We start from the raw sequence: 12,806 nt of genomic DNA on the forward strand, positions 1-12,806 counted from the left end.
TTAACATAGCATCTAAATAGACTATTGGATATATTTTATCTAAAATTCTATTTTGCCATTCGGCGGCGCTAGCAAGCACTTTATCAGTTATTTTAGATACCATTGATGGTGATATAGTTATTCCATATAAATCTTCAATTTCAGCTTGAATATCGGATGTTGACATTCCCTTAGCATATAAAGAGATAATCTTTTTATCTAATTCCGAACATACAGTTTCGTATTTTTTATAATTTGTGGCTCAAATTCGGCATTTCTATCACGGGGTACGTCTAAGTCGACGTCACCGAAGGAGCTTCTTAAGTTTTTAGTGCTATATCCATTTCTATAGTTCTTTTTTAATTCATCTGGAGTTTCTTTTCTTTCATATTTATTTCTACCTAAATGTTCCTCCATTTCTCCTTCTAATATATTTTCAAGAACATCTTTAACAAGCTTCTGAATAAGCCCATTTTTCCCCATAACATCATCAATAGTTTTACATTTCTTTACTTCCTCATTGTAATCAAAGTTGGTATTAATATTCTTTGTCATAATTTTTCCTCCTAAATTTATATAGTATATTATTCCAAAACCACCAGCTGTTCATACAAAAAAACAGTAGTTAGTTTTGTTTTTACACAAAACTAACTACTGTCCCGTATGCGAAGAAATAAAAAAATAAGTTTACAATTTTAATCTATTACGACGTAAATAAATGGAGTAAGAAAAAATTCTTACTCCATTTTTACATACTTTTAATCTTGATTATTGCTGTGATTTTATATGCGATTACAGCTATCTGCATCTCACAACGGACACCGTTGCTCCAAAAGACATATCATCTATTAATAGTTCTTCATTTCTCTTAATGTTGATGGACACACTCCATAATATTTTTTAAACTTTCTATAGAAATAGCTTGTATCAATGTACCCAACTGCTTTAGCAATATCATTTATCTTCATATTTGTATTAAGTATTAATTCCTTTGCCTTCATATTTTTCGTCTTATTTAAGTATTCTGAAAATGAGCTTCCTGTTTCCTTTGAAAAAATTTGCCCTAAATATGAACTATTTATATTATATTGATGAGCTAAAATTTTTAAGCTTAGCTCTTCATAATATCTGTCATCTACTATATTTACTATTTGTTGGACTACCGGACTATATTTTACTGTACTTTTATACATAGCCTCTATAAGTTCCTCTATTTCTCTAATTATAAATGCCTTAACACTTTTTCTAGTACTTTCATTACATAATTCTATGATGGTATTACTTAAACTATCTCTTCCATACTTTTTTTCTAACTTAAATTCATTTGATATATCGTCTATTAATATTATTATTTTTATTGAAAAATCATAGATATTTTTAGGAGTTAGCTCTTTATTTTCTAATATCTCTGATATATACTTTTCTAAATCTTTATTACTTTTTTCTATAATTAACTTATTAATATAATCTATTTCTTCTTTAAAGTTCATCTTCTTTTCTTTTATATCTCTAATATTTTCTTTATATATACATTTATTGGTACCTTCTGTTAATATATACTTTTTTAAGTCATTAGCTACTTTATAGCTTTTTCTTATATCTTTTATATCAAAAACAGTATCTCCTATAGACATAAAAATTTCCTTCTTTGATTCTTTAATAAGGTTTTCCTTAATGTCTTCATAATAATTAATAATTTCATTTCTAGATATATTTTTATCCCAAGAATTTATTAATATAGCTTGGTCATCATATTTATAAAGAATCTCATACCTATCATTTGTATATCCGTCTACTATATCTTCCATATCTACACGATCTTCTTCATCTTCTTTTTTCATAAATTTTATATTAGCTACAGTATATATTTTATTATATATATCTATTGATATTGAATCCTTCATATCATATATAAAATTCTCATCTAATATTTCTTCTAGGTATTGAATTAATTTTCTATTCTTATCTAAAAGTATATTTTTCTCTTTCTTCTTATAATCTAAACTTCTAACAATACTCGCCATAACCTCTTCAAGTTCTTCTTCATTTATAGGCTTTAATATATAACTTTCAACACCATATTTTATTGCCTCTTTTGCATAAGCAAATTCATCATATCCAGTAAGTATTGTAAATCTTGTTTTTGAATTTATTTTTCTTATTTCACTAATTAGTTCTAATCCTGTTAATTTAGGCATGCTAATATCTGTTACAATAATATCTACTGCTTTTTCCTTAAATTTATTTAAAGCTTCTTCTCCATTATGTGCTATTTCTCTTACTTTTAACCCGAGGTTTTCCCAATCAATAATATTCATTAGCCCTTGTATTATTAATTTTTCGTCATCAACTAACATAACATCATACATAAATCACACCTCTTTACATAATATTTTTACTACTAAAGTTACTCCTTTATCCTTATTTTTTAATATTTTTAGTCCATACCCTTCCCCATATTCATTAATAATTCTCTTATTCACATTTTCTATGCCTATTGAATTACTATCTTGTCTATCACTTAATAATTTATCATTTATTTTTTCTAATTCCTCATTAGGAATTCCTCTACCGTTATCTATAATTTTTATAAAAATATCATTTTCTTCTTTAGTTACATCTATCTTTAATTCGTTATCATAATCTTCAAATCTAATCCCATGTATAAAGTAATTTTCTATTAATGGCTGTATTGAGAATTTTACAATTTTATATTTTTCAAGATCATTTGGGCAATTTATCTCAAAATTAAAATTATCATAATATCTAAATTTAAATATTTCTATATATTTACTACAATAATCTAATTCATCCTTTAAGGTTATTATATTGCTATCCTTTACTTGCTTTCTAAATAAGAAGGAAAGTGTATATAACATTTTACCAACCTCTTTATCGCCATTACAAATAGCCTTCATTCTTATTGACTCTAAAGTATTATATAAAAAATGTGGATTAATTTGATTTTGTAATGCTACCATTTCAGCTTTTTTTTGTTCAATTTCTGCTAGATATATTTTCTTAATATATTCATTTAATTCTCTACACATTTCATTAAAGTTTTCTGAAATATAATTAATTTCATCATTATCAGATGTTATTGGAATTTCTACATCTAAATTACCGCCTTTTACCTTTTCCATAGCAACTAATATATTATCTGTTCTATCACTTAATAATTTCAGCTTAATATATAAAATTGATAATGAAATTATTAAAACTAAACTATCAACAAAAACTAAAGAATTAATTAATCCTATAGATATTTTATTAACATCACGCTTTGCCATCTTAGAAACAGACATTATTGCTGAAGAATTTATACTTTTATTTATATAATAATTTTTATCTAATTTTACCTCACCATCACTTTTTGCTATTTCATCGTAATACTTACATTTCTCATAATTGTAGTCTCCATCAGAACTATAAATAATATATCCATTATTATCAAACACCATAACTTGATGCTCATTTTCATATTTTTTTACTATTTCTTTTATATGGTTCAAATTATATGTAAGCAGTATTATACCTTCGCTTTTTAAGTTAACTGGATCTCTTACTTCCCTTACAAACTTTAGTGTATTTTTATCTGCAAAAATATTATTAAATCCATCTTCTATTGGTATATCTTCCTTATCCACACTCGTTACTTTTATTTGATCTTGTCTATTAAAAGAACTTTTCTCCATTCTACTGTAGCTTATAAAGGCAATTTCCTCTAAATTATAATTTAAATTAAATGAATATCTTACAAATCTTTCAGTACCATTATAATAATAACTAGAGCTTTCAGATAGCCTGTCCAACTTATTCTTTAAATAGGAAATTGTATCCGTATTCATAAATCTAAGTATATCTTCAACAACATTCAAATCACTATACATATTCTTTACAATTAAATCACTTGAATTATTTATCCTATTTATTTCATCATTAACATCATAAACAACTTTTTCATTAATATAAGATTTAGAATCTCTATTGTTTTGTAAAAATTTTTTAACAAAATAGAAATCTAATGTTGCTATTAAAAAAATAGCAACTAATATATTAGCTACAAATAGTCTTTTATATACTGTTGATTTTTTTATTTCCATTTTATCTATCCTCTCATAGCACCCTATATATACATTTAATCACAATGATTTCCCTATTTAAAGCTTTTCATAAGTGCTAATTTATATTTTTATTGTACTTTTTCTAGATAAAAATATAATTTATACATAAAAAATTGAATTTATGAATTCATTAAACTATACTACTTATTACAAGTAAACATTTACGGAGGGATTTATGTGTTTGGTAATTTCTTTAATTTTGAAAAAATCTTTGATTCATTTAACTATGTATTCTGGTTTTTCTTATTGAACTTATTTTTTATGCTTTTTAATATTCCTTTAATACTCTTCTTTATATTTATAGGCATAAGTAATATTTTTAAATACTTTCCTTTATTCTTGATTTGTTTACTTCCAGCCATGCCAACATTTACAGCATTACTTTATTGCATGAATAAGATAATTGTAAATAAAGATTTAAATATTATAAAGGATTTCACAAATGGAATTAAACTTAATTTCAAGCAATCATTTCTGATTTGGTTCATTGAACTCTTACTAATAATTATAATTTATTTTAATATAAGATTTTTCTCATTAATAAAGTATAATGTTGTTTTAGTCTGTTTATTTTCTGCAATTGCTATTATTATAGCTGCTGTTACACCTTTTATCTTTATACTTATTAGTAGATTTAAAATGAAAACTATTGATATATTAAGAACATCATTTATTTTATGCTTTACAAGACCAATACTAACTATAACAAATTTGTTATTATTTATTTTTTCACTTATTTTATTTGAAATAACTCCTGGAACAATAATATTATTTATTTCTAGTCTACTATCTTTTTCATTACTATTCATAAATAAATCTTTATTGTATGAGCTAGAAGATATATCAAAGAAACAGAATATTTCTTAATTTAATTTTGATATCTTAGCTTATATATATAATATAAATTTAATGTGTAAACTCTAAAAATATATAACTTATTCTAGAAAAATAGCAATTGATATTTTATTCAAAAATGAAAACATATACAATAATGAATATAGTTTTAATATTCTAAAATATAAATATCAAAAATAATTAAATACAAGTTATATATTACAGGAGGGGTGTTAATGCAAAACACTAATAATGAAAAACTAAACATATTTAAAGATACATTAAAAGAAATAGGAACAGATCTTTCAAAATCAATTAATGATGTAAAACTAAAAAATTTATTTCTAAATTGTTTTATAAATACTATTGATACAACTGTGCTTTATGAAGAAAATGATACTTTTATTATCACAGGAGATATCCCTGCAATGTGGCTTAGAGATTCAACTTCTCAAGTAGAACATTACTTACCATTCGTTAATAAATATCCTGTATTGAAAGATTTATTTACTGGATTAATTAATAGACAAATTAAATGCATTATGATTGATCCCTATGCTAATGCTTTTAATAAAGAACCTAATGGTCAAAAGTGGGACAATGATATAACTAAGGATAGCCCTTGGGTTTGGGAAAGAAAATATGAAATTGATTCACTTTGCTCTCCTATAAGATTAATTTATAAATATTGGAAGGCTACAAATGATGCAAGCTTTTTCAATGATACTATTAAGGATGCCTTTTATTCAATTATAAATTTATGGGAAAATGAACAATATCATTTTGAAAAATCTGATTATTCATTTCAAAGATTGAATTGTCTAGAAAGTGACACTTTAACTAACAACGGATTAGGAACTCCAGTTACTTTTACAGGTATGACTTGGTCAGGTTTTAGACCTAGTGATGATGCATGTAAATACGGTTACTTAATCCCATCAAATATGTTTGCAAGTGTTGCTCTAAAATATATAGAAGAAATTTCCGAAGTAATATTTAATGATTATTCTTTAAGTCTTAAAGCTAAATCTCTAAGAACACAAATAGATGAAGGAATCGAAAAATTCGGTATAGTTAACCATGATGAGTTTGGTAAAATTTATGCCTATGAAACAGATGGATTTGGTAATTATAATTTAATGGATGATGCTAATGTTCCTAGCCTTTTATCTATTCCATATATAGAATACAAACCAATAGATGATGAGGTTTATCAAAATACTCGTAAATTTATTTTAAGCAAAAATAATCCTTACTATTATGAAGGTACATCCGCTTGTGGAATAGGTAGCCCCCATACTCCTGATCAATATATATGGCATATATCACTTTCAATGCAAGGATTAACATCTAATAATAAATTAGAAATAAATGAATTATTAGAAACCTTGATTAATTGTGATGGTAATACTAACTATATGCATGAAGGTTTCAACTGTAACAATCCTATGGAGTTTACAAGAGAATGGTTTGCTTGGTCAAACTCATTATTTGCTGATTTTATATATAAAAAGTTCATTAAGTAATTTATATTTTAAAGGCCCTAGAGGTAATTCCCCTAGGGCCAAAATAAGTTTTATATATCAAGGTATTGTGATTTATATAAGTTATAATACAATCCCTTTTGCTTTATTAATGAATCGTGGGTTCCCTCTTCTAAAATTTGTTTTTCTCCTATATACATTATCTTATCTGAATTAACTATTGTTGATAATCTATGCGCTATAACAAAAGATGTTCTTCCCTTAAGTAGTTCTTCTATACCCACTTGTAATAATGCTTCTGTTTCTGTATCTATACTTGATGTAGCCTCATCTAAAATTAGTATCTTAGGGTCAGATAATAACACTCTTGCAAAAGATATAAGTTGCTTTTGTCCAACTGAAAGTCCATTTCCTTGCTCATTTAAATATGTGTTATATCCATCTTTAAACTCTCTTATAAAATCATCAGCTTTAACTATTTTTGATGCATTTATAACTTCTTCATCTGTAGCATCTAATTTTCCATATCTTATATTTTCCATTATTGTTCCTGAGAAAACAAACGGATCTTGTAGCATAACTCCTATTTCTTTTCTAAGAGATTTTAAAGTAACCTCATCTATATCTATCCCATCTATAAGAATATTACCTGATTTTATCCTATAGAATCTTGATAAAAGATTTACTATAGTTGTCTTTCCAGCTCCAGTTGGTCCAACTAAAGCAATTTTTTCTCCTGCATTTATCTTCATATTTATATTTTCTAAAATAGGACTATTTTCTTCATATTCAAAATATACATTTTTAAATTTTACATCACCATTAATATCTTGTAATGATATTGCATCTTCCTTATCAAATTCAGGTTCTTCATCCATTGCTTCAAATATTCTTTCTAAATATGCCATTGCATTTATCAATGTATTATAAAAATTCCCTATGTTAGTTATTGGTGCCCAAAATATCCATACATAAGATATAAAAGCTGTTAAAAGTCCAAGAGAAATTCCATCTGCAAATACTAAAATTCCAAAGATATAAATAAGTGAAATTGATATAACTGATATTGTGTCTATACTTGGCCAAACAAGAAAGTTTAAGCTTACAGCCTTCATCCAAGAATCACTACATTCATTACAAAGATCTTTATATATTTCCATATTTTCATTTTTTCTTGAAAATGATTGTGTTACTCTTATTCCATTTATGCTTTCATGTATATAAGCATTTAAGTTTGATTGTTTTGCACTTACTTTTTGATGAGCTCTTCTTTGTGCATTTTTAATAGATAACATAACTACTAATAATATTGGAATACAAATAAGTGTTACTAATGTTAATCTTATACTTAGAAATGACATAAATATTATAGTCATAACTAAAGTAACCATATCTGCAATTAAATTAACAAATCCATTTGATAATATATCACTTAAAGAATTTATATAGTTTACAACTCTTACTAAAATTTTCCCATGAGGTCTAGAATCATAATAGTTAAATGGTACATATTGAAGATTTCTAAATAAATCATGTCTAATATCTACTAATATATTTTGTCCTACTTCTCCCATTGTGTACATTCTATGTCTCATAATCACTGCTATTGATATAAATATTATTACATATAAAATAGACAATAATACAAGGCCACCAATATTTTTGTTTGGAATATATACATCTAATGCTGTCTTTACTATTACTGGTCCAATTAATGAAATTGAACTTGATAATAGCATTAACAATATTGAAGTTAAAATTTTTGTTTTGTAAGGCTTCATATATTTTAATAATCTTTTTAAATACTCTAAATTAAAACCAACTTCTAATTCTTCATCTACATTATATTTATTTCTTGCCATTTATACTCCCTCCACTTCTAAATTCAAATTGCCATATTGAGTATAAAATATACTTGAATAGTATCCATCTTTCTTTACAAGCTCATTATGATTTCCTCTTTCTACTATTTCTCCATTATCTAAAACTAATATTAAATCTGCTTGCTTTAATGAGGATATTCTGTGAGCAATTATAAATGTTGTCTTTTTCTCTTCCATATTTTTAAGTTCATGTTGTATTTTCTTTTCTGTTTCCATATCAACAGCTGATGTAACATCATCTAATACAAATATTGATGCATTTTTCATCATTGCTCTTGCTAAAGATACCCTTTGTTTTTGTCCTCCAGAAAGTCCTACTCCTCTTTCACCTATAATTGTTTCATATCCTTCATCTAATCTCTTTATAAAATCATGAGCTTGAGCTTTTTTAGCTATTCTTTTTACTTCTGGAAAGCTTGCTCTTGGATTGCTAAACGCTATATTATCCTTAACAGTATCTGAAAATAAAAATATATCTTGCATTGCAATTGCTACATTTCCTCTTAATATATCTAAATCCATATCCTTTATATTAATTCCATCTATAAAAATTTCTCCCTCAGTTGCATTATAGAATCTAGATAATAAATCTATTATTAAAGATTTTCCAGCTCCAGTATGTCCAACTAATCCTATTGTTTGTCCTGCTTTAACTTCAAATGAGACATTATTTATTACTCTTCTTCCATCTATATCTAAACTTACATTTTTGAAGCTTATGTCCCCTTTAAATTTATTAAGGTTAATTGTCTCTTCATTATTTTTAATATTACTTTCTGTTCTTAACAACTCAATTATCTTAGCTGATGATGCTATAAATCTTTGAGTATCATTAATCAAATATCCACACATTCTCATTGGATTATTTAATGCCCATAAAAGACTATTAAATATTACTAATTCTCCAAGAGTTATTTTATTTGTTACAACTAATACTCCACCAACTAATATCATTACAACAGATAAACTATTTGATAAAAACTCTAATTTAGGTATATATTTTCTTGTAACTTTAATTGTATCTAAGTTTCTATCTCTATAATTTTTATTTTCTATATTGAACTTATCTATTTCAAAAGTTTCCCTTCCAAATGCTCTAACCACTCTATTTCCACTTATATTTTCCTGAACAACAGAATTTAATCTTGAATATGCTTCTCTTATATTGTGGAATGTAGGTGAAATTTCTTTACTCATTTTAAAAGTAAAGAATCCAATTAAAGGTGATACAAAGAGCATAAATATTGTTAATGTAGCATTTACATACATCATTGATATTATTGCAAAGGCAAATGTTGTTACAGATGAAAGAATATTATAAACCACCCACGCAACAAAGTGTCTTATAGCATCAGTATCACCTGTCATCCTAGCCATAAGATCTCCAGTTTTAACTTTGCTATAGAAATTAACATCTAACTCTAAAAGCTTTTCATATAAATCTGTTCTTATTTTAAACAATATCCTTTGTGAAATCTTTTCTAATATCATTTGATATGCATAAGTTATAAATCCTTTAAATACTACAATTGCAATCATAGTTAATATAAGAGGTATCAATAAATTTGTTTGATTTTCTCCTAATACCTTATCTACTATTCTTCCTGATATAAATGGATTGACCATATTAATTGCTGACGTGAATAGTACTAACAATAGTGCAAATAAGTATTTGAACTTGTACTTTTTTAAATAACTAAATATCCATTTTAAACTGTCCATACTCAAGTCTCTCCTTATATTATTAATTTGTAAATTTGTACATGTTTTAATAATTAAATACCCTCTTAAAAATATCCATAACCAAGTTCTCCTTATATTATTTATTTCTAAGTAAGATTATATCTAAGTTATTGAAAATAAAAATGTATTATATTAAACTTTAAATGTATATTATTATACTAATTGAAGTAATTATTTTTGGAGATGTTAAAATGAATAAAGTACATGCAAATATAGATTGTTATAATCCTCAAATACTTTTTGTAATTGATGGATGGTGTTCACCAGAAATACCAGTTCCAGAAACTAATTATCACTGCCATGAAGATTTTATTGAACTTTCTTTTATTACTTCTGGTTCTGTAGATTATTTAATTGAAGGTGAAAAATATACATTGAAAAAGGGACAAGTGCTTATTTCTAATCCTGGAGTATATCATCAAGAACTATTTGAAGCTAATACAAATTGTAGAGAGTTGCATATTGGATTAACTAATTTAAACTTATTTAGTAATGTAAAAAAAGACTATATTGATATAGGTAATAAAAACGTTCTCACTTTTACTAAATATAAAGATGAAATATTGAAAAGTTGTTTAGAAATTGTTGAAGAACAAAAAACCTATAATCAAACTTCTCCATTTATGCTTAAATCTCTAGTTATGAAACTACTTGTATTATTGTATAGAGAAATAAATGAGGAAGATACGACCCGTGATTCTAAAGAATTTTCATTTAAATCTCGTGAAAAGAAAGCATTAGTTGAAAGCATAACAAAATACTTAACTGAAAATTATACAGAAGACATTTCATTGTATACCTTATCAAAAAATATGTATTTAAGCCCTGTTTATATATCTAAGATTTTTAAAGAACTTATGGGTGATTCTCCTATAAACTACTTAATACAAATAAGATTATCTAAAGCAAAAGAACTATTAGATGACTCGAAACTTTCAATAAAATCTATTGCAAAAATGGTTGGATATAGTGACCCATATTACTTTAGCAAACTATATAAAAAGTACTATGGGGTTTCACCTAACAAGTCACGAAATGCCAGTTAAATATACTATAAGAAAATGGGCCCCAGGGGTACTGTCCCTAAGGCCCAGAAAAATGAAAATATAATGTAGTATTAATACTTATACTTATACTTTTAACATTAAAAATAAATGGCTATGAAGCTAAACTTTCATAACCATTTATTCTTATTTAATTTATTTATATATAAATTTATGATTAGTTTTATTTAGTCTTCTTCCATTCATCTACTTGCTTTTGCATTTCAGTTATAACTTTATCTATTCCTTGCTCCTTTAACTTAGCATTTAATTTTCCTAAGTATTCATCAATATCTACTGATCCACTATAAAGAGTTGACTTAAATTCTTCTAAGACATTATTTATAGCTGCAATTTCATTAGAAACACTTGAAGAATCAAATTTAAATCCTAATGCTGGTGATACTTTTGATTTATCATTGAAATCTTTAAACTCATCCCATTTTGATGCTGGTTCACCTTCTAATTTATACGTTATAAATAAATTTCCTAATGAGAAGTATGGCACATCATAATTTTTTTGATCTGGATTAGTTATCTTTATATGATCATCATCTACCTTTTCATAATGAACGCCTTCAACACCATAGTTTATTAAATTTCTTAAAGTTTCATCTGTATTTAATAATGTTAAAAATTCAAAAGCCTTATCTTTATTTTTTGAGTTATTTGATATTGCAATTAATGATCCTGTTGTTGATCCATTAGTTATTAATGTATCAACTATTGGAGATGATACTACTGGGTAATTCAATGCTTTTGACCAAAGTGTATCTGCATATGGTTGTCCATCACCCTTTGTTACAAACCTCTTAACAGATTTATCATCTTGAGCTGTAGCAGAATCTGCATTTATATATCCAGCTTGATAATACTTCCTTAAAGTATTTAATCTATCCTTCATTTCTTGTGTTTCAAACATATTCTTTATAGTTAAAGATGTATCCTTAGCTTCTATTCCAACTGGATCTACTAATTGATCAAAGAATACTGTGTAAGAGAATCCTTTAGTTATATATAGAGGAACTACATCAGGTTCATTTTCTTTTATAACTTTTAACCATGGTTCTAAGTCTTCTAAACTGTGAATATCTTGATATGGTATATTATATTTATCAACATATTCTTTAGTAAATGTCCACATAGGAGCTACTCCTAATTCTTTCTGATTTGGTACACCATAAATCTTACCATCTATAGTTGCTCCTTCCCAGAATCTTGAATCAACAGTTTCTTTTAACTTCTTTCCTGTATCAGAATTTAAATATTCATCTAACTCTAAGAAAGCTCCTTTTCTTGAATTTCCTAAATAGTCTCCAGCCCATGAACATGTAAATGCTAAATCATAATCTTCTCCTGAATTAATTACCACGGACATTTTTTGATTATAATCACCAAACCCTATAAATTTCATATCTAGATGAGCATTTATTTTATCTTCTAAATATTTATTGGCTTCAGCTAATACTTTATCAAGATCTTTTGGTTCCTCTCCAATTGCATACCAAGTTAAAGTAGTTAGCTTATCTCCATTTGAACTAGAGGCTCCTGTTGACTTACCACATCCCGTGAATATAGCTGAAGTTGCCATTATTGCACAAGTTGCTAATGCAACCATCTTTTTTATTTTTCTCATTATCTTTTTCCCCCTTAATTTAATAACGTTTACAAATATAATTATAATATTTTGAATTAACACTTTACAGTGTACTTATT

The 12,806-nt window shown here is 25.9% G+C and carries 8 protein-coding genes and 2 pseudogenes; 3 read left to right on the plus strand and 7 right to left on the minus strand.

Translation table 11 applies throughout. The features are described from left to right. The 3 genes and pseudogenes from CSBG_RS14750 to CSBG_RS14760 all read right to left on the minus strand — a co-directional run. Positions 1 to 534: pseudogene (locus CSBG_RS14750) on the minus strand (transposase); the annotation flags it as partial. A 293-nt stretch (positions 535 to 827) separates the two neighbouring features. Beyond that, the gene (locus CSBG_RS14755; protein ID WP_008680791.1) at positions 828 to 2,348 is read right to left on the minus strand and encodes a response regulator; all 1,521 of its coding nucleotides are present in this window, start codon (positions 2,346 to 2,348) and stop codon (positions 828 to 830) included. Positions 2,349 to 2,351: 3 nt separating this feature from the next. After that, a complete protein-coding gene (locus CSBG_RS14760; RefSeq protein ID WP_008680793.1) occupies positions 2,352 to 4,082 on the minus strand; it encodes a histidine kinase in 1,731 nt (576 codons plus the stop codon). Between the two features lie 282 nt (positions 4,083 to 4,364). On the opposite strand from CSBG_RS14760, the pseudogene CSBG_RS18855 reads away from it, so the two are divergent. Next, a pseudogene (locus CSBG_RS18855) lies at positions 4,365 to 4,568 on the plus strand (DUF624 domain-containing protein); the annotation flags it as partial. A 47-nt stretch (positions 4,569 to 4,615) separates the two neighbouring features. Here CSBG_RS18855 and CSBG_RS18860 read toward each other — a convergent pair. Continuing rightward, a complete protein-coding gene (locus tag CSBG_RS18860) occupies positions 4,616 to 4,912 on the minus strand; it encodes a hypothetical protein (protein WP_035285478.1) in 297 nt (98 codons plus the stop codon). 261 nt (positions 4,913 to 5,173) lie between these two features. Here CSBG_RS18860 and CSBG_RS14770 point away from each other — a divergent pair, with 261 nt between their 5' ends. Further along, positions 5,174 to 6,463 carry a glycoside hydrolase family 125 protein gene (locus CSBG_RS14770; protein ID WP_008680797.1) on the plus strand — a complete coding sequence of 430 codons (1,290 nt, stop codon included), beginning with the start codon at positions 5,174 to 5,176 and terminating at the stop codon, positions 6,461 to 6,463. 50 nt (positions 6,464 to 6,513) lie between these two features. Here the strand turns inward: CSBG_RS14770 and CSBG_RS14775 are convergent, their stop codons facing one another. Next, positions 6,514 to 8,283 (minus strand): ABC transporter ATP-binding protein, encoded by a 1,770-nt coding sequence (locus tag CSBG_RS14775; RefSeq protein ID WP_008680798.1) that lies wholly within the window; start codon positions 8,281 to 8,283, stop codon positions 6,514 to 6,516. Then, positions 8,284 to 10,026, minus strand: a complete 1,743-nt coding sequence (locus tag CSBG_RS14780) for an ABC transporter ATP-binding protein (protein WP_008680799.1) — start codon at positions 10,024 to 10,026, stop codon at positions 8,284 to 8,286. A gap of 212 nt (positions 10,027 to 10,238) precedes the next feature. On the opposite strand from CSBG_RS14780, the gene CSBG_RS14785 reads away from it, so the two are divergent. Next, entirely contained in the window at positions 10,239 to 11,093 is an 855-nt protein-coding gene (locus CSBG_RS14785) for an AraC family transcriptional regulator (RefSeq protein WP_008680800.1), read from the plus strand. 181 nt (positions 11,094 to 11,274) lie between these two features. Here CSBG_RS14785 and CSBG_RS14790 read toward each other — a convergent pair whose 3' ends face one another. Further along, positions 11,275 to 12,726, minus strand: coding sequence for an ABC transporter substrate-binding protein (locus CSBG_RS14790; protein WP_008680801.1), 1,452 nt, complete (start codon positions 12,724 to 12,726; stop codon positions 11,275 to 11,277). Between the last annotated feature and the right edge of the window lie 80 nt (positions 12,727 to 12,806).

Origin of the sequence: Clostridium sp. 7_2_43FAA (assembly GCF_000158375.2) — a bacterium.
Taxonomy (GTDB): Bacteria; Bacillota; Clostridia; order Clostridiales; family Clostridiaceae; genus Clostridium; species Clostridium tertium.